Here is an 18,130-nt window from a genome sequence, read left to right as displayed (position 1 = left end):
ATGGCTGCACACCGATTACCTGACCCTGCCGCCATCAAGGAGTTCGTGATGCGCTTTGCCTCGGTTGCCGCTGCCCTGTCGCTGTTCGTGGCGGTTACCGCCAGCGTTGGCAACAGCGCGCCGGCTGCGCCCGATCCGCGCGCGGTGACGTTGCAGCAGCAGGGCCGTACCGCGCTGGCCGCGGGCAATGTGCAAGGCGCAATCGACGCCTTCGAAGCCGCGCTGGCGGTCGATCCCGGCTACACCGCGCTGCTGCTCGATCTCGCCGAAGCGGCCCGGCGCGAGAACCTGCAAGGCCGCGCCATCGCCTTCTACCGCGAAGCGCTGCGCCGCGAGCCGGACAATCTCGCCGCGATTTCGGGCGAAGGCGCGGCGATGGTCGAGAAGGGCGCGGTCGAAAAGGCGCGCCGCAATCTGGCCCGCCTGCAAAGTCTGTGCGGCGCGCGCTGCCCGGAAACCGCGGCGCTCGACGCGGCGCTCGCCCGCGGGCCGCAGCCGCGCATGGTCGCGGCCGAAAGCGTGCTGCCGCAAACCCAGGTGACGCAGAACTGACGCCTCAGACCAGCTCGCGAAACTCTTCCAGAACAGCGCGATAGACGCGTTTCTTGAACGGCACGATCATTTCGGGCAGCTGTTCGGGATCGATCCATTGCCAGGCGTCGAATTCGGCCGGCTGATGCGCGTCGAGGCGGATATCATCGTCTTCGCCAGTGAACCGCGCGAGGAACCAGGTCTGCCGCTGCCCCCGATAGCGGCCCCCCCACAGCTTGCCCTGCAGCTCGTCGGGCAGATCGTAGGCGATATCCTCGCTCATGCGCTTCAGCAGCACGACCTTGTCGGGCGCAAGGCCCGTTTCCTCGCCCAGCTCGCGCAGGACAGCCCCTTCCAGCTCTTCGCCTTCGTCCACCCCGCCCTGCGGCATCTGCCACCAATCGCCCTCGCGATTGTCGACCCGCCGGCCGACAAACACCTTGCCGGCGGAATTGACCAGCATGATGCCCACGCACGGGCGGTAACCCAGTTCGCTCACAAGTTTCACATCCTTCGTTCAGACGCGCGGATGATGCCGGTCGAGCATCGCATCGATCGCGCCGAGAAAATGCGCCAGGTCCTTCTGCCCGCCAGGGATCGCCTTACGCAATGTCATGAAACCGTGAATCGTGCCGGGAAATTCGAGATAAGCCACATCCGTCCCGTTCTGGATCAGGTGGGCGGCGTAATTCCGCCCCGAATCGCGCAAGGGATCGAGCCCGGCGGTGCACAACACGGTGGGCGGGGTATTGCTGCAATCGCCGACCATCGGCGTATGGCGCGGGTCGCCGGGATCGCCGGCATATTGCGCCGAGAACCACGCCATCGCCGCGCCGGTCAGCAGGAACCCCTCGGCAAAATCGGCGAACGAGCGGTGCTGCGAAATATCGTCAGCCACCGGATAGATCGGCGCCTGCACCAGCACCGGCACCGCTGCCGGGTCGGCAATCAGCTGGTTGGTGGTGACAATGGTGAGGTTGCCGCCCGCGCTATCGCCGGTGATGACCAGCCCGGTCACCTGGCGGCCCAGCTCGGCCGGCGAACCTGCGATCCAGCGCGCGGCGGCCTCGCAATCGTCGGGCGCGGCGGGGAAGGGGTGTTCGGGCGCCAGCCGGTAATCGACTGACACCACCGGCAGGTCGAGCTGGTGGGCAATCTCGGTGCAGAGATTGTGATAGACCTCGAGGTCGCCGATCACGAACCCGCCGCCGTGGATGAACACCACCACCGGGCCAGCTTCGCGCGTTTCGCGCGCATCATACAGCCGCAGCGGAATCTCCCCCGCCGGGCCGGGGCAGGTCAGATCGCGGATGACCGGCAAATCCTGCGCATCCGCTTCGGCCATGGCATTCAGCGTCCGCATCGAGGCGCGCCCTTCTTCCACCGGCAATTCCTCGACCCCTGGCCGGCCGATCTGTTCGAGCATCTGGAGGAAGCTGCGGACATCGTCGCGGACATAGTGTTCGGTGTTGGCCATCGACTGATCCTCTCGTTAAGGTTGCTGTTTGCCACTTGCTAGCAAGAGGGCGGGGGTTTTTGCACTCGACAATTTCGCTGCGCCAGAGAAAAACTTGATTGCCGCCGCGCCTGCGCGGGCATACCGCCACCCGGCACGGTGCAAACAAGGACTTTTCATGGCGAGCCTGACCGCCCCCGATCCCGGATCGAAACCCGCCTCGGTGGCGACCACCTCCGCCCCCGAAGCGGTGGTGGTCCGCTTTGCCGGCGATAGCGGCGACGGCATGCAGCTGACCGGCGGGCAGTTCACCCTGTCCACCGCGCTGGCCGGCAACGACCTCGCCACCTTCCCCGACTTTCCGGCGGAAATCCGCGCGCCGCAGGGGACGCTGTTCGGCGTGTCGGCGTTCCAGATCAATTTCGGTTCGACCGAGATCGACACCGCCGGCGATGCGCCCGATGTGTTGGTGGCGATGAACCCGGCCGCGCTCAAGGTGAACCTCGCCGCACTCAAACCTGGCGGGCTGGTGATTGCCGACAGCGGCGAGTTCACCCGGCGGAACCTCGACAAGGCGAAATACGATCACAATCCGCTCGAAGACGATACGCTCGGCAAGTTCGACCTGCTTGCCTTCGATATCTCGGCGCTGACGATGGAAGCGGTGAAGCCCTTCGGCCTTGGCAACAAGGAGGCGCTGCGCTGCAAGAACATGTGGACGCTGGGCCTCGCGCTGTGGATGTTCGACCGGCCGCGCGCGCCCCTGCACGATTGGCTGCGGCAGAAATTCGCCAAGAACCCGGTGCTGGCCGATGCCAATATCGCCGCGCTGGATGCCGGCCATGCCTATGGCGAGACGGCCGAGCTGTCCGGCCCGCTGCGGCAGGTCCATGTCGATCCGGTGCCCTCGGCGTCGGGCCTTTATCGCACCATCACCGGGGCCGAGGCGATCAGCCTCGGGCTGGTGGCGGGCGCGCAGCTGGCGCATCTGCCGATGTTCTTCGGCGGCTATCCGATCACGCCCGCAAGTTCGATCCTGCATCATCTCGTGCGGCTGAAGCAGTTCGGCGTCACCACTTTCCAGGCCGAGGACGAGATTGCCGCGATCTGCGCCGCGATCGGCGCGTCCTATGCCGGGCAGCTGGGCGTGACCTCGTCGTCGGGGCCGGGCATCGCGCTGAAGACCGAGGCGATGGGTCTTGCGATCATGACCGAGCTGCCGCTGGTGATCGTCAATTCGCAGCGTGGCGGGCCGAGCACCGGCCTGCCGACCAAGACCGAGCAGAGCGATCTCTATCAGGCTGTCTATGGCCGCAATGGCGATGCGCCGATGCCGGTGATCGCCGCGCGCAGCCCCGGCGATGCGTTCGACTGCGCGATCGAGGCGTGCCGGATCGCGGTGGAATACATGACCCCGGTGATGCTGCTGACCGATGGCTATATCGCCAACGCCGCCGAACCGTGGAAGGTGCCCGATCCGGCCAGCTATGCTGAGTTTCCGGCGCGCTTCTTTGCTGAAAAGAACGCCGGCGACGTGCTCCACCCCTATGCCCGCGATGGCAAGGGCGCGCGGCCGTGGATCAAGCCCGGCACGCCCGGCCTGATGCACCGCATCGGCGGGATCGAGAAAGCGGCCGACACCGGGCATATCGATTATTCACCCGCCAACCATCAGGCGATGACCGACGCGCGCAAGGGCAAGGTCGAAGGCATCATGGTGCCCGATCAGCAGGTGTGTCTGGGCGAGGAAAGCGGCAAGCTGGCGGTCGTGGGCTGGGGCAGCACCTATGGCCCGATCCACCAGGCGGTGCGCCGCGCGCGGGCCAAGGGGCTGTCGGTCAGCCACATCCATTTGCGCCACATCTGGCCGCTGCCGGGCAATCTCGGCGATCTGCTGCGCGGGTTTGACAAGGTGCTGGTGCCTGAAATGAACACCGGCCAGTTCAAGACCGTGCTGCGCGACCAGTATCTGGTCGATGCGATTGCGCTGACCAAGACCAGCGGCCAGCCCTTCGCCATCGCCGAGCTGCAGGCGGCGATCTACAGCTTCTTCGACGGCGTGCCCGGCCACGAAGAAGGCGAGGTGGACGTGAACGCCACCCAGCTCCCTAGCCCGAAGGCGGCGAACCAATGAACGACATGACCCCGATCACCACCACGCTCAAGGATTGGGAAACCGATCAGGAGGTCCGCTGGTGTCCCGGCTGCGGCGATTACGCGATCCTCAAGGCGGTGCAGCGCACGCTGCCCGAACTGGGCGCGGACCCGGCGAAGACCGTGTTCATCAGTGGCATCGGCTGTTCCAGCCGGTTCCCCTATTACGTCGAAAGTTATGGCTTCCACACCATCCACGGCCGCGCGCCTGCGGTGGCAACGGGGGTCAAACTGGCCAACCCCGAACTCGACATCTGGCTGGTGACGGGCGACGGCGATGGCCTCAGCATCGGCGGCAACCATCTGATGCACGTGCTGCGGCGCAATGTGAACATGCAGATCATGCTGTTCAATAACGAGATTTACGGCCTTACCAAGGGGCAATATTCGCCCACCAGCCGCGAAGGAACGCGCAGCCCCTCGACCCCGCTGGGCAGCTTCGACCACCCCGCGCGGCCGGCTGCTTTCGCGCTCGGTGCGGGCGCGCGCTTCGTCGGGCGCGGGTTCGACGTGTCGAAGAACCTGCCCGCCGTGCTCAAGGCGGCGCACGCGCATCAGGGCGCGGCGTTTGTCGAGATTTTCCAGAACTGCGTGGTCTATAATAAGGACGTGTTCGACGATTTCGCCCGGCCCAAGGGCGCGGAAGATCACCAGCTATGGCTCGAACATGGCGCGCCGATGCTGTTTGCCGGCGGCACGCAGGGCCTCGCGCTCGACCGCGAGCGGCTGGAGCTGAGGGTGGTCGACGTGGCCGATGGGGATTGGCAGGCGGCGGGCGTGCTGGTGCACGATGCGACCAACCGGACGATCGCGCATATGCTGGTCGAAATGCCGTTTGGCCCGTTCCCGATGGCGCTGGGCGTGCTGTATGACGATCCGGCGCCGACTTTCGAAGCGGCGGTGATCGAGGAGCGCGCGCGGGCGAGCGCAGGCAAGGAGCCTAACCTCGCCGCCTTGTTGGCGCAGGGGCAGACCTGGACGGTCGGGGCCACCGCGGCCGATCCAGTCGACAGCCGGCCAGAAGGGCAAGGTGCGCCCAATGCGAGCGACCCGATACGATAACGGGCCCCGCGCTTGGATAATCTCACCCACAGCCTGACCGGCGCGATGCTGGGGCAGACCGGGCTGAAGCGCAAGACCGGGCTGGCGATGCCCGCGCTGATCATCGGCGCGAACCTGCCCGATGTCGATGCGGCGTGCTTTCTGTGGCTCGACGGGGTGGAGCGCCTCGCTTTCCGCCGCGGGATCACGCACGGCCCGATTGCCTGGTTGGTGCTGCCGTTGCTGCTGGCGGCGGCTTTATGGGCGTTCGACCGCTGGCAGGCCCGGCGCGGCAGGCAGCCGGAGGGGCGGTTGCCGGTCCGCTTCGGCTGGCTGTTCACGCTCGCCCTGATCGCATGCCTGACGCACCCGGCGCTCGACTGGCTCAACGTCTACGGCATTCGCCTGCTCGAACCGTTCAGCAGCCGTTGGTTCTATGGCGACGTGCTGTTCATCGTCGATGTCTGGCTGTTGGCAATCCTTGGCACCGGCACGTGGCTGTCGCTGCGGCGTGAGAAGCGTCAGGGGGAGTGGATGCGTCCTGCGCGGTTGGCGATTGCAGTGGCAATTGGCTATATCGGGCTGAACGGGCTGATTTCTCGAAACGCTATCGATGCCCCTGTAGGCCTCGCTCGTATCAGCAGCCCTTTACCTGTTCTGTCACTCGCTCGTGAACAGCTTGCAGGCACCACTAATGACTGGTTTTATTGGGATGAGTCGGTAGCCGATTGGATACCGCTCGTTGACCGCGATCAACATTGCCAGTGGCCAGACCTGGCGAGATTACGTCTTTTGGATCGGGATCTCGATGCCTTCCTCTTCTGGTCGCGCGCGCCCTTTGCCGACCGCGCGCCCGATGGTTCGGTGATTTTGCGCGATGCGCGCTATTACAGCCCGTTGGCGCGCGACCGGTTCAGCGTCGCGCTGCCCGGCGTAGGGTGCGAGCCGCTCTCATCGCCCGCGCGCACGGCTGGGTAGAACAGCGCCGCCACCAGAAACGCCCAGCCGCTGCCGCCGAGCCAGCCGGCCACCACGTCGCTGGGATAATGCACGCCGAGCATCACCCTGCTCCAGGCGATCGCCGCGGCCACCACCATCCCGCCCACAATCAGCGTGACGCGGACCGAATGCCGCCGGCTCAGCGCGGCGAAGGCCAGCGCCATGCCGACCCACACCACCGCGCCGTTGAAGGCGTGACCCGAGGGGAAGCTCGGCCCACCGGCCTCCATCAGATGCGGCACGATCTGCGGCCGCTCGCGCAGCACGAGATGCTTGGCAGCGGTGTTGGCGATCCACCCGCCGGCAACGGTACCTGCAAACAGCAGCGCTTCGCGCCGCAGCGACAGGAACAGCAGCGCCACCACCGCTCCCAGCGCGATCAAATTACGCAGGAACACGCCGCCTAGCGCAGTCACGTCGCGGACGCTTTCGGCCACGATCGGCGGGCCGATCAAGGCAAGATCCGGCCCGCCGCGCGCCGCGAGCAGGCCCCATGCGTCGAATCCGCCCGTCATTCCGCGCGCCACCAGCAGCGCCATTACCGCAAACCCTGCCCAGCAAGCTCCCGCCGCCAGCAGCGCCCGCCGCCGGTCGATGGCATAGCCGCGCGCTGGGAGGGTCAGGGTTTCGGCCGGCGCTTCGGCCGGGGTCGAAACAATTTCGCTCATGCGAGAGGCAACCCGCGCCGCGCTTGCCCGTTCCGCACCGCCGCGTCATAGGCGCGGGCATGAATGCGGGCACGGCGAAAAGGGGCGAGATGCTGGTCGCTGGCGGGGCGCGCTTCGCCCGCAGCGCGGGCTGGCTGGCGCGGCTGATCGCGCCCGGGTTCGAGCGGATCATCGCGCGCATCGATGCCGGGTTGGATTACGGCAGGATCACCGGCACGCTGCACGACGGCACGGTGCGCGTGGTTGGCGGGCGCGGGCCCGGCCCGGATGCGGTGATCACCATCCACGATTGGCGCGCCTTCCTGCGGCTGGTCACCAACGGTTCGATCGGCTGGTATCAGGCATGGGAAGCGGGCGAATGGTCGAGCCCCGATCCCGTGCCAATCTTCGACCTGTTCATGCGCAATGCCAGCGGACTCGGCAATCTGGGGCGTGCCAAGGGTTGGTTCAGGCTCGCCGCGCGCGCCGGGCATTGGCTCAATCGCAACACCCACGAGGGCGCGCAGCGCAACATCCACGCGCATTACGACCTCGGCAACGATTTCTATTCCGCGTGGCTCGATCCGACGATGACCTATTCGAGCGCGCTGTCCGGCGGCGCGGCGCGGTCGCTCGAACAGGCGCAGCAGGCCAAGATCGCCGCGATTGCCGAACGGCTGGCACTCTCGCAGGGTGCCGAGGTGCTCGAAATCGGCTGCGGCTGGGGCGCGTTATCGCGCGCGCTGGCGACTGATCACGGGGCGCAGGTGACTGCAATCAGCCTGTCCGATGCGCAGCTCGGCTGGTGCCGTGATCACGCCGGCAGCGCGCCGGTCCGCTTTCTCAAGCAGGATTACCGCGATACTTCGGGGCAGTTTGACGCGATCTGCAGCGTGGAAATGGTCGAGGCGCTGGGGCGCGAATATTGGCCGACCTTCATGGATTGCATCGCCCGCAATCTGAAACCGGGCGGGCGCGCGGCGATCCAGTATATCTCGATCCGCGACGATCTGTTCGATGCCTACACCGCCAGCGCCGATTTCATTCAGGCCTATATCTTTCCCGGCGGGATGCTGATCCGCACCAGCGAGTTCAAGCGGCTGGCGGCCGAGCGCGGCCTGTCATGGCACGATCAGGCAGATTTCGGCCAGGATTATGCCGAAACGCTGCGGCTGTGGCGCGAGCGGTTCGACGCTGCGGTTGAAGAGGACCGCCTGCCCGACGGGTTCGACCAGCATTTCGTCGACCTGTGGCGCTATTATCTGCAATATTGCGAAGGCGGCTTTCGGGGTGGCGGGATCGACGTCCACCAGGTTACGCTGGTCAAGGGAGAATAAGGATGCGCCTGTTGAAATCGCTGATCCTGGCTGCCGCTCCGCCGCTGGCGCTGGGCGGCTGCACCACGCTGGTCGCGCCGCCGCAGCAGGACGTCACCTTCACCATGCCCGAACGGGCGACGGCGGCGGGCGATTCCAACATCCTGTTCTGGGACGATGCCCGCCGCTCGGCCGGGTTCCGCAGCATGGAGGCGATGTTTGCCGGGCACGAAGTCGCCCCGCCGGCCCGCCCGCGCGCCTTGCCGCGCGGTGCGCCGCTGCCGCCGCTGATCGCGCGCGAGGTGGACCGCTACCTCGCCGAGAATCACGCGGCTGGGATCATCGTGCTGCAGGATGGCAAGGTGCGGCACGAAGCCTATGGGCTGGGTTTCGGGCCGGAAGCCCGCTGGACCAGCTTCTCGGTCGCCAAGAGCTTCACTTCGACCTTGTTGGGCGCTGCGGTGCGCGATGGGCTGGTGGCTATGGATGCGCCCGTTACCCGTTATCTCCCCGCGCTGGCGGGCACGGCGTACGACGGGGTGACGGTGGAACAGCTCGCCACGATGACCTCGGGCGTCAATTGGAACGAGGACTATACCGACCCCAACAGCGACGTGGCCCGGATGCTGACCGTGGCGCCGGTCGCCGGCGAATCGCAATCGGTGACCTATGCCCGCACGCTGACGCGCGAGGCGGCGGCGGGCGAGAAATGGGTCTACAAGACTCTCGAGACCAACCTGCTGGGCGATCTGGTCGAGGCGGCAACGGGCAAGACGCTGGCGGCTTATGCCAAGGACAAGATCGTCGATCCGGCGGGCTTTGCCGGGCCGCTGTTCTGGATGACCGACCTCACCGGGCGCAGCGATATCGGCGGGTGCTGCCTGTCGCTGCGGCTGTCCGATTATGCGCGCTTCGGCCAGTTCGTGCTTGAGGGGGGGCAGGGCGTGGTGCCTGCTGGCTGGTTCGCGCGCGCCGGCGCCAATCAGGTGGCGTTTCCTGCGCCGGGCTTCGGCTATGGTTATCAGTGGTGGACCTATCCTGCGGGCGCGTTCCGCGCGCAGGGCATTTTCGGCCAGTCGATCACGCTGGTGCCCGAGCGCGGGCTGGTGGTGGCGGTGGTGTCGAACTGGCCGCGCGCCAGCGACCGTGCGTTGGCCGCGCGGCGGCTGGCGCTGGTCGCGCCGCTGTCGGCGGTGCCGCGTTAACCCCGCCCTTCGGCGCGGTGGCGGGCCAGCAGATTGTCGTGCACGATCGGGCTGATGAGGTCATGGAACGCGCAGCCGACGGTGCAATCGTCCCACCAGACGACCTCCGCCATCAGCGAGCCGAGGCCCGGCAGGGTGAGCCAGCAGAGTTGGCCCGGATGCATCCGGTTGATCGCGGTGGCCGAAAAGCCCGAGATCGACAGATCGTTGACCACGGTCTGGAATGCCTTGCCGCCCGACGGGCGCAACTGGCCGGGTATGTCGATCCTGGTCCGCGGCGCGGAGCGATCTTCCTGCGCGGCAATGCGGTAGCGGTCGGTTACGTCGACCATGATGTTCTCCTCGGGCTGACCTTGGAGGAGAGTGTCGGCCCTGCCGCTTGACGCGATGTTGAGGAAGGCGGTTACGCCGAATTAACCACACGGCTGCGGTGAACGCCGTCGATCGGCGTGCCGATGAGGCCGACAATATGCGCGGCAACCGTTTCGGGCGGTTTGACGCTGGCGGGATCTTCGCCGGGATAGGCCTTGGCCCGCATCGCGGTGCGCGTTGCGCCGGGATCGACGATCGCCACCCGCACCGGGCTCAGCTTCTCGACCTCCTGCGCGTAGGAATCGAGCAGGCTCTCGAACGCCGCCTTGGTCGAGCCATAGGCGGCCCAGAACGGGCGCGGCTGGCTGCCGACGCTGCTGGTGAGGCCGATCACCCGCGCGGCCCCGGCCCGGCGCAGCAGCGGATCGAACGCGGCGAGCAGCGCCTGCGTCGCCACGACATTGGTCAGCAGGGCCTGGTTGAACTGCTTGGGCTCGATCTGGGTGATCGGTGTCAGCGTCGGCAGATAGGCCGCATTGATGACCAGCACGTCGAGCGCGTCCCACCTGCCGGCGATGGCATGGGCGAGGCGGGCAATGCTGTCGGCCTCGGTCAGATCAAGCGGGGCAATGGTCGCCGCACCGCCAGCCTGATGGATTGCCTCCTCAACCGTTTCCAGCGCGCCGACATCGCGTCCGGTCAGCACCACGTGCGCGCCGGCAGCGGCGAGCGCCTGCGCGGTGGCCGCGCCGATCCCTCGGCTGGCCCCGGTTACCAGCGCAAGCTTGCCGTGAAGTTCCGCCATCTATGCCACCTTGCCGACAGGGAAGGACAATTGCGCCGCGCCATCGGTCGCGGCCGAAAGGTCGGTCAGCGCGGTCGGATAATCGCCGGTGAAACAGGCATCGCAGAATTGCGGCGCTGCATTGTCACGCGCCGCCGCCCCGACCGCGCGGTAGAGGCCATCGATCGACACGAAAGCGAGGCTGTCCGCCTTGATGAACTCGCGCATCGGCTCGACATCCATCCGCGCCGCCAGCAGCTTCGAGCGTTCGGGCGTATCGACCCCGTAATAGCAGCTATGCGCAGTCGGTGGGCTGGCGACCCGGAAATGCACCTCGGTCGCGCCTGCTTCGCGCATCATCTCCACAATCTGCAGGCTGGTCGTGCCGCGCACGATCGAATCGTCGATCAGCACGATGCGCTTGCCGGCCACGAGCCCGCGATTGGCATTATGCTTGCGCTTGACGCCCGAATGGCGCGCACTGTCGGACGGCTGGATGAACGTCCGCCCGACATAGTGCGAGCGGATGATGCCGAGTTCGAACGGCACGCCGGATTGCTGCGCATAGCCGATCGCCGCGGGCACCCCGCTATCGGGCACGGGGACCACCAGATCGGCCTCGACCGGGGCTTCGATGGCGAGCTGTTCGCCAATCGCCTTGCGCGCGGCATAGACCGAGCGGCCGTCATAGATCGAATCCGGCCGGCTGAAATAGACGTGCTCGAAGATGCACGGCCGGGGTCGGCGGGGGAGGAACGGGCGCAGCGATTCGACCTTGCCGTCAAACCCGACGTGGATCATTTCGCCCGGCTCGACATGGCGTTCGAATTCGGCGCCGGTGACGTCGAAGGCGACGGTTTCGCTGGCGAACACCACCGCATCGCCCAGCCGGCCCATCGACAGCGGCCGGATGCCCAGCGGGTCGCGGCAGGCGATCATCCCTTCGGGCGTCATCACGATCAGCGAATAGGCCCCCTCGACCAGCCGCAGCGCATCAACCAGCCGGTCGATCATGGTGGGATAGCGGCTGGTGGCGACGAGATGGATGATGACTTCGGTATCGGATGTGGACTGGAAGATCGCCCCGCGACCGACCAGTTCGGCGCGCAGCGTCATCGCGTTCGAGATGTTGCCGTTATGCGCCACCGCGAACCCGCCGCTGGCAAGGTCAGCATAAAGCGGCTGGACATTGCGCAGGCCCGCGCCGCCGGTCGTCGAATAGCGGACATGGCCCGCCGCCATGAAGCCGGGCAGTTCGGCCAGCGCCTCGGCCGCGGAAAAGGTTTCCACCACATGCCCATTACCGCGCCTGGCGAAGAATTCGGCCCCGTCATAGCTGACGATGCCGGCCGCTTCCTGCCCGCGATGCTGCAGCGCGTGGAGGCCCAGCGCGGTCAGCGGCGCGGCGGCGGGCGCGTTGATCGCGCCGAAAATGCCGCATTCCTCGCGCAGCTTGTCGCCATCCTGGTCGCAAAAAGGGTGGGTGATGTTCATGAGGCTCGCAGGCTGGCGTGTGGGCGCTTCAATGGCGATGTTGCGCCGCTATTACAAGGCCGGTGCAGCGTGGTTGCGCGGCGGTGCAAGCGCCCCTAAACGCTGGGCCCGGCCATCTGGCCGCACCTGCTATCCAGCACAGCGAAACGGCCCCGCCTTGATCCTCTCTCCCTTCGAATGGACGATTGCCAAGCGGTACATGATGCCCGGCCGGGGCGAGGCGTTCATTGCGCTGGTCGCTGGGATCAGCGTCGGCGTGGTGATGTTGAGCGTCGCCATGCTGGTCATCGTGATGAGCGTGATGAACGGCTTTCGCGCCGAGCTGCTCGACAAGATCGTCGGGCTGAACGGCCATGCGATCGTTCAGGGTTATGGCGGGCGGATCGATAACTGGCAGGGCGTTCTCGATGACATCCGCAAGGCGCCCGGCGTGGTCAAGGCGACCCCACTGATCGAACAGCCGCTGCTGGTGACCTTTGACGGCCGGGTCGAGGCGGTGGTGGTGCGCGGCAATACGCCCGAGACGATCACCGAACTCGGCAAGAGCACGGTGATGGGCGATATCAGCCGGCTGCAACCCGATGCCGCGCGCGTCGCCATCGGTGCGCGGCTGGCGGAAAAGATCGGCGCGCGGGTGGGCGACACGATCACCATCATCAATCCTGCCGGACGTTCTACGCCCTTCGGCACGGTGCCTCGGCAGGTCGGTTACGAGGTCGCGGCGATCTTCGAGGTCGGGGTGTTCCAGTTTGACGATACCTTTGTCGTCATGCCGATCCCCGATGCGCAGACCTTGCTGCTGATCGGTGACCAGATTGGCACCATCGAAGTCACCACCACCGATGCCGACGGGGTGGAAAAGATCACCGAACCCATCGCCCAGCGCCTCTCGGGCCGCGCGGTGGTGCAGAGCTGGAAGCAGATCAACTCCTCGATCTTCGAGGCGCTGGAGGTTGAGCGGGTGGCGATGTTCTTCGCCCTGTCGATCATCGTCCTGGTGGCAGCGTTCAATATCCTCTCGAGCCTGGTCATGCTGGTCCGCGCCAAGACGCGCGACATCGCGATCATGCGGACAATGGGCGCGACGCGGCGCAGCCTGCTGAAGATTTTCGTCACCACAGGGTTCGTGATTGGCGCGCTGGGGACGCTCGCCGGCCTGGCGCTCGGCTTTCTAGTGCTGGCCTTCCGCCAGCCCATCGTGCGGGCGATCGAACTGGCGACGGGGCAAAGCCTGTGGGATCCCTCGATCCGCTTCCTGACCGAGCTGCCCGCGCGGGTCGATCCGGCCGAGATTGTCGGCATTTCGGCGCTGGCGCTGGGGCTCAGCTTCCTCGCCACGCTATATCCCGCCTACAAGGCGGCGAGCACCGATCCGGTGCAGGTGCTGCGTTATGAATAGGCCGGTGGTGGAACTGCGCGGGCTGACGCGCTCGTTCGAACAGGGCGGGGTGCGGATCGACGTGTTGCGCGGGGTCGATCTGACCATCGCGCCGGGAGAAATCGTCGCGCTGCTTGGGCCGTCCGGCTCGGGCAAATCGACCATGCTGCAGGCGGTCGGGCTGCTCGAAGGCGGCTTTGGCGGGCACATCATCATCTCGGGCACCGATGCCAGCGAGGTGCCCTCGGACGAGCGCACGCGCTTGCGGCGTGAGCATCTGGGGTTCGTCTATCAGTTCCACCATCTGCTGCCCGATTTCACGGCGGAGGAAAATGTCGTCCTGCCGCAACTGGTCGCCGGCACCGCACGCGGCGCGGCGGGGGTGCGCGCACGCGAATTGCTCGTTTCGCTCGGGCTCGAACACCGGATGACGCACCGGCCCAGCCAGCTTTCAGGGGGCGAGCAGCAGCGCGTGGCGGTGGCCCGCGCGCTGGCCAATCGCCCACAACTGGTGCTGGCCGACGAGCCGACCGGCAATCTCGACGAGAAAACCTCGGACAAGGTGCTCGCCCAGTTTCTCGAACTGGTGCGGGGCGAAGGCAGCGCGGCGCTGGTCGCGACGCATAATGAACGCCTTGCCGCAAAGATGGACCGCGTGGTCCGGTTGCATGAAGGATTGCTCGAATGACCGCTCTGACCGATTTCACCGTACGGGCCGGCAATGGCGATCCCGTTGATCTGTCCGCGCACGAAGGGCAGGTCGTGCTGGTGGTCAACACCGCCAGCAAATGCGGCTTTACCCCGCAATATGACGGGCTGGAGGCGTTGCAGAAGCGCTTTGCCGGTCGCGGCTTCACCGTGCTGGCATTCCCCTGCAACCAGTTTGGCGGGCAGGAACCGGGCAGCGCTGAGGAGATCGCCGAATTCTGTCAGGTCAATTTTTCGACCACCTTCCCGCTGTTCGGCAAGGTCGATGTCAATGGCGCGAACGCCGATCCGCTGTTCGATTGGCTCAAGACGGAAGCGCCCGGTGTGCTGGGCAGCAAGGCGATCAAATGGAACTTCACCAAATTCCTCGTCGGCCGCGATGGGCAGGTGGTGAAACGCTATGGCCCGGCCGACAAGCCCGAAGCCATCGCCCCCGATATCGAGGCGCTCCTCTGACCCTGGCTCGTGCGCGGGGAAAATACCCGCCAGCCAGCTTGGCGAATCCGCGCCGCCGACCCATAAGCGGCTGATGCCTTTCGCTCCGTTTGTCCCGCTTCGGGTGATGTCGTCCTATTCGATGCTCGAAGGGGCGATCGATCCGAAGGCGATTGCCAAGCTGGCCAAGGAACGCGGCTTTCCGGCGATCGCCATTTGCGATCGCAATGGCCTCTATGGCGCGGTGATGTTCGCCAAGGCGTGCTTCGATGCCGGGGTGCAGCCGATTATCGGCACGCTGCTAGGCATTGCCGAGGGCGAGGGCGGGCGGCTCGACTACCTGCCGCTTTATGCACAGGACGAGGCGGGGTACGAAAACCTCTGCCACCTGGTCAGCCGCGCGCATCTGGGCCGGCCGGTCGAACTCGACGCCCATGTCCAGTGGTCGGACCTTGAAGGGCACACCGATGGCCTGATTGCCCTGTCAGGGGCGTCGGAAGGCGCGTTGACCCGGCTGGCAGCCGAAGGGCGCCACGAGGCCGCAGAAGCGTTCTGCGAGCGGCTGGAGGGCCTGTTCCCCGGCCGGTTTTATATCGAGCTGGCGCGCCGCAACCACGCGCTGGAGGACGCGGCCGAAGCGGCGCTGATCGACCTCGCTTATGCACGCAATCTGCCGCTGGTGGCGACCAATCCGGCCAATTTCGGCGATCCGCATATTCACGCCGCGCATGACGCGATGATCTGCATCCGCGAGCAGACCCATATCGATGCCGCCGAACGCCCGCGCTCCGATCCCGAAAGCTTCGTCAAATCCGCCCCGATGATGGAGGAGGTCTTCGCCGACCTTCCCGAAGCGACGGAGAACACGCTGGTCGTGGCGCAGCGCTGCGCGTTCGCGCCGCCCAATCGCAAGCCGATCCTGCCCAGCCTCGCGGGTGATCTGGCCGGCGAGGCGCGCCTGCTGGCCGAGGATTCGCGCGCCGGCCTGCTCGCCCGGCTGATGCCCTATTATCCGGCCGAAACGCATGGGGAACTGGCCGCGCTGCTCCAGGGCTCGGGCGAGGGCGACTGGCCGGTGCTGACCGCCGCCGGCATCCGCGACGAGGTGGTGGAATATAAGCAACGGCTCGACTTCGAGATCGACGTCATCACGGGGATGGGCTTTCCCGGCTATTTCCTGATCGTTGCCGATTTCATCAAATGGGCCAAGGAGCAGGATATCCCCGTGGGCCCGGGTCGTGGCTCGGGCGCGGGCAGCCTGGTCGCCTGGGCGCTGACAATCACCGATCTTGATCCGATCCGGCTGGGGCTGCTGTTCGAACGCTTCCTCAACCCCGAACGCGTGTCGATGCCCGACTTCGACATCGATTTCTGCGAAACGCGGCGGGGCGAGGTGATCCGCTATGTCCAGGCCAAATACGGCCACGATCACGTCGCCCAGATCATCACTTTCGGCAAGCTCAAGGCCCGCGCGGTGCTACGCGATACCGGGCGCATCCTGCAGATGAGCTATGGCCAGGTGGACCGGCTGTGCAAGATGGTGCCCAACCATCCGACCGACCCGTGGACGCTGCCGCGCACGCTGAACGGGGCCGCCGATTTCCGCCGCGAATACGACAATGACGACGATGTGAAGCGGCTGGTCGATCTCGCCATGCAGCTCGAGGGGTTCCCGCGCAACGCCTCGACCCATGCGGCCGGCGTGGTGATCGGCGACCGGCCGCTGGCGCAACTCGTCCCGCTCTACCGCGATCCGCGCTCGGACATGCCGGTGACGCAGTTCGACATGAAGCATGTCGAAAGCTCGGGGCTGGTCAAGTTCGACTTTCTCGGTCTGAAGACGCTGTCGGTGCTGAAGAAGGCGGTGGATCTGCTGGCCGGGCGCGGCATCACCATCGATCTGGCGGGGCTGGCGCTGGATGATGCGCGGGTGTTCGACCTCCTCAAGCGGGGGGACACGGTGGGCGTGTTCCAACTCGAATCCGAAGGGATGCGGCGAACGCTGGCGGCGGTGAAGCCGACCAATTTCGGCGACATCATCGCTCTCGTTTCGCTCTATCGCCCCGGCCCGATGGACAACATCCCGCTGTTCGGCAAGCGCAAGAACGGCGAGGCCGAAATCGCCTATCCGCACCCCAAGCTCGAAGGCATCCTCGCGGAAACCTACGGCATCTTCGTCTATCAGGAACAGGTGATGCAGGCGGCGCAGATCCTCGCCGGCTATTCGCTGGGCGATGCCGATCTGCTGCGCCGCGCGATGGGCAAGAAGGTCCAGGCGGAAATGGACGCGCAGCGCCAGCGCTTCGTCGATGGTTGCCGCGAGGTGTCGCAGATCGATGCCCGGCAGGCCAACGAGCTGTTCGATTTGATCGACAAATTCGCCGGTTATGGCTTCAACAAGAGCCACGCCGCCGCCTACGCGCTCCTCGCCTATCAGACCGCGTGGCTCAAGACGCATTATCCGCACGAATTCTACGCCGCCTCGATGTGTTTCGATATGCACCAATCGGAAAAGCTGGCGGTGTTCGTCGACGATGCGCGGCGCAGCGGGATCGAGATTGCCCCGCCCGATATCAACCGCAGCGGCGCGGAGTTCTCGGTCGAGCGGACCGACGATGGCTATGCCGTGCGCTATGCGTTGGCGGGCCTGCGCAATGTCGGTGAGAAGGCGATGGACGCGATCTGCGCCGAGCGTGAGGCGCGGGGCTGGTTCGAAACGCTGCAATCCCTGTTCGAGCGCCTGCCACCCGGTTCGATGAACCGCCGCCAGCTTGAGGCGCTGGCTGCCGCAGGCGCGATGGATTCGATCGAGCCGAACCGCGCGCGCGTATTCGCGTCGGCCGAATTGCTGATGGCGGTGGCGGACGCCGCCGAGCGCGAGCGGACCAGCGGCCAGCACGGCCTGTTCGGCGGCGAGGACAACGAAGCCCCAGCGCTCCGCCTCGCCGAGGCGGAGGAGTGGAGCCGCGCCGAACGCATGGCGAAGGAACGCGAGACGTTCGGCTTCTATTTTTCGGCTCACCCCGTCGAAAGCTTCCGCGCGATCGCCTCGGCCAATGGCGCGCGCTCGTTCGCCTCGCTGATGGAAGCCGGCGCCCCGGCGGGCGGCCGAGCCACAGCGGTGATGGCCGCCTTGGTCGAAGACGTGAAGAAGGGCCGCACCCGCAAGGGCGGCGAATTCGTCCGCGCGGATTTCTCCGACAGCTCCGGGCAATTCAGCGCGGCCTGTTTCGAAGAGGCGCTGGTGGACCAGTTCCAGCGGTGGGCCGCCGATGGCACCTGCGTGCTACTCAATGTCGAGCTCGACAGCCCGAGCCCTGATGAGCCGCCGAGGATCACCGTGCGCGGCGCCCGTCCGCTAGCCGACGTGCGCAGCGGATCGCGCATGGTGATGACGGTCGATCTGCACGATGCCGCCGCTTTGGACGAGCTGAGGGAGGCGCTGCTGCCCGGCCCCGAGGGCTATGGCGAGGTGGTCGTCCGGCTGATGGTGCCGGGAGACGAGCATCCGCTGATGCGGCTGGGCCGGTCCTTCGCGCTCGATGGCGAGCTCGCGGAACGCTTGGCAAGCGTGTCGGGGCTTGCCAATGTACAGCTGACCGCGCGGCGCGGGCCGGGGCATCTGCGCCTCGTTGCCTGAGCCGCACAGCACGACCGGATAAATAACACC

General features: G+C 66.4%; 16 protein-coding genes. 10 read left to right on the top strand and 6 right to left on the bottom strand.

All coding sequences use genetic code 11. The features are described from left to right. Entirely contained in the window at nt 1-552 is a 552-nt protein-coding gene (locus ILT46_RS03855) for a tetratricopeptide repeat protein (protein WP_233396973.1), read from the top strand. 4 nt (nt 553-556) lie between these two features. Here ILT46_RS03855 and ILT46_RS03850 read toward each other — a convergent pair whose 3' ends face one another. Continuing rightward, nucleotides 557-994 (bottom strand): RNA pyrophosphohydrolase, encoded by a 438-nt coding sequence (locus tag ILT46_RS03850; protein ID WP_233397010.1) that lies wholly within the window; start codon nt 992-994, stop codon nt 557-559. A gap of 54 nt (nt 995-1,048) precedes the next feature. After that, the gene (locus ILT46_RS03845; protein ID WP_199503323.1) at nt 1,049-2,008 is read right to left on the bottom strand and encodes an alpha/beta hydrolase; all 960 of its coding nucleotides are present in this window, start codon (nt 2,006-2,008) and stop codon (nt 1,049-1,051) included. 157 nt (nt 2,009-2,165) lie between these two features. On the opposite strand from ILT46_RS03845, the gene ILT46_RS03840 reads away from it, so the two are divergent. From ILT46_RS03840 to ILT46_RS03830, 3 genes are read left to right on the top strand one after another with little or no spacing between them, the layout of a single operon-like run. Beyond that, nucleotides 2,166-4,121, top strand: a complete 1,956-nt coding sequence (locus ILT46_RS03840) for a 2-oxoacid:acceptor oxidoreductase subunit alpha (protein ID WP_199503322.1) — start codon at nt 2,166-2,168, stop codon at nt 4,119-4,121. Then, nucleotides 4,118-5,203, top strand: coding sequence for a 2-oxoacid:ferredoxin oxidoreductase subunit beta (locus ILT46_RS03835; RefSeq protein ID WP_199503321.1), 1,086 nt, complete (start codon nt 4,118-4,120; stop codon nt 5,201-5,203). The genes ILT46_RS03840 and ILT46_RS03835 overlap by 4 nt, the downstream gene beginning before the upstream one ends. A 45-nt stretch (nt 5,204-5,248) precedes the next feature. Beyond that, nucleotides 5,249-6,160, top strand: a complete 912-nt coding sequence (locus ILT46_RS03830) for a metal-dependent hydrolase (protein WP_370592336.1) — start codon at nt 5,249-5,251, stop codon at nt 6,158-6,160. Here the strand turns inward: ILT46_RS03830 and ILT46_RS03825 are convergent. Next, on the bottom strand, nt 6,070-6,849 hold the full coding sequence (locus tag ILT46_RS03825; protein WP_199503319.1) for a phosphatase PAP2 family protein: 780 nt from the start codon (nt 6,847-6,849) through the stop codon (nt 6,070-6,072). The two genes, ILT46_RS03830 and ILT46_RS03825, sit on opposite strands and share 91 nt — an antisense overlap. Before the next feature lie 59 nt (nt 6,850-6,908). Here ILT46_RS03825 and ILT46_RS03820 point away from each other — a divergent pair, with 59 nt between their 5' ends. Continuing rightward, on the top strand, nt 6,909-8,165 hold the full coding sequence (locus ILT46_RS03820) for an SAM-dependent methyltransferase (protein WP_199503318.1): 1,257 nt from the start codon (nt 6,909-6,911) through the stop codon (nt 8,163-8,165). 2 nt (nt 8,166-8,167) lie between these two features. Further along, complete coding sequence (locus ILT46_RS03815) at nt 8,168-9,349, top strand: serine hydrolase domain-containing protein (RefSeq protein WP_199503317.1); 1,182 nt, start codon at nt 8,168-8,170, stop codon at nt 9,347-9,349. Here ILT46_RS03815 and ILT46_RS03810 read toward each other — a convergent pair. From ILT46_RS03810 to purF, 3 genes are all read right to left on the bottom strand, one after another. Then, complete coding sequence (locus ILT46_RS03810) at nt 9,346-9,681, bottom strand: PilZ domain-containing protein (RefSeq protein WP_199503316.1); 336 nt, start codon at nt 9,679-9,681, stop codon at nt 9,346-9,348. The genes ILT46_RS03815 and ILT46_RS03810 overlap by 4 nt on opposite strands. 71 nt (nt 9,682-9,752) lie before the next feature. Continuing rightward, entirely contained in the window at nt 9,753-10,466 is a 714-nt protein-coding gene (locus tag ILT46_RS03805) for an SDR family NAD(P)-dependent oxidoreductase (RefSeq protein WP_199503315.1), read from the bottom strand. Next, nucleotides 10,467-11,939, bottom strand: coding sequence for an amidophosphoribosyltransferase (purF, locus tag ILT46_RS03800; protein WP_199503314.1), 1,473 nt, complete (start codon nt 11,937-11,939; stop codon nt 10,467-10,469). Nucleotides 11,940-12,096: 157 nt separating this feature from the next. Here purF and ILT46_RS03795 point away from each other — a divergent pair, with 157 nt between their 5' ends. The 4 genes from ILT46_RS03795 to dnaE all read left to right on the top strand — a co-directional run bounded on the left by ILT46_RS03795 (nt 12,097) and on the right by dnaE (nt 18,100). Continuing rightward, complete coding sequence (locus ILT46_RS03795; RefSeq protein WP_199503313.1) at nt 12,097-13,338, top strand: lipoprotein-releasing ABC transporter permease subunit; 1,242 nt, start codon at nt 12,097-12,099, stop codon at nt 13,336-13,338. Next, nucleotides 13,331-14,005, top strand: coding sequence for an ABC transporter ATP-binding protein (locus ILT46_RS03790; protein ID WP_199503312.1), 675 nt, complete (start codon nt 13,331-13,333; stop codon nt 14,003-14,005). The genes ILT46_RS03795 and ILT46_RS03790 overlap by 8 nt, the downstream gene beginning before the upstream one ends. Beyond that, the gene (locus ILT46_RS03785; protein ID WP_199503311.1) at nt 14,002-14,481 is read left to right on the top strand and encodes a glutathione peroxidase; all 480 of its coding nucleotides are present in this window, start codon (nt 14,002-14,004) and stop codon (nt 14,479-14,481) included. The genes ILT46_RS03790 and ILT46_RS03785 overlap by 4 nt, the downstream gene beginning before the upstream one ends. Before the next feature lie 73 nt (nt 14,482-14,554). Further along, nucleotides 14,555-18,100, top strand: coding sequence for a DNA polymerase III subunit alpha (dnaE, locus tag ILT46_RS03780; protein ID WP_199503310.1), 3,546 nt, complete (start codon nt 14,555-14,557; stop codon nt 18,098-18,100). Nucleotides 18,101-18,130: the final 30 nt, after the last annotated feature.

It is taken from the genome of Qipengyuania sp. YIM B01966 (assembly GCF_016461955.1).
Lineage (GTDB): Bacteria > Pseudomonadota > Alphaproteobacteria > Sphingomonadales > Sphingomonadaceae > QFOP01.
Note: the sequence above shows the minus strand (reverse complement) of the source record. Positions and strands in the feature narration are given on the sequence as shown.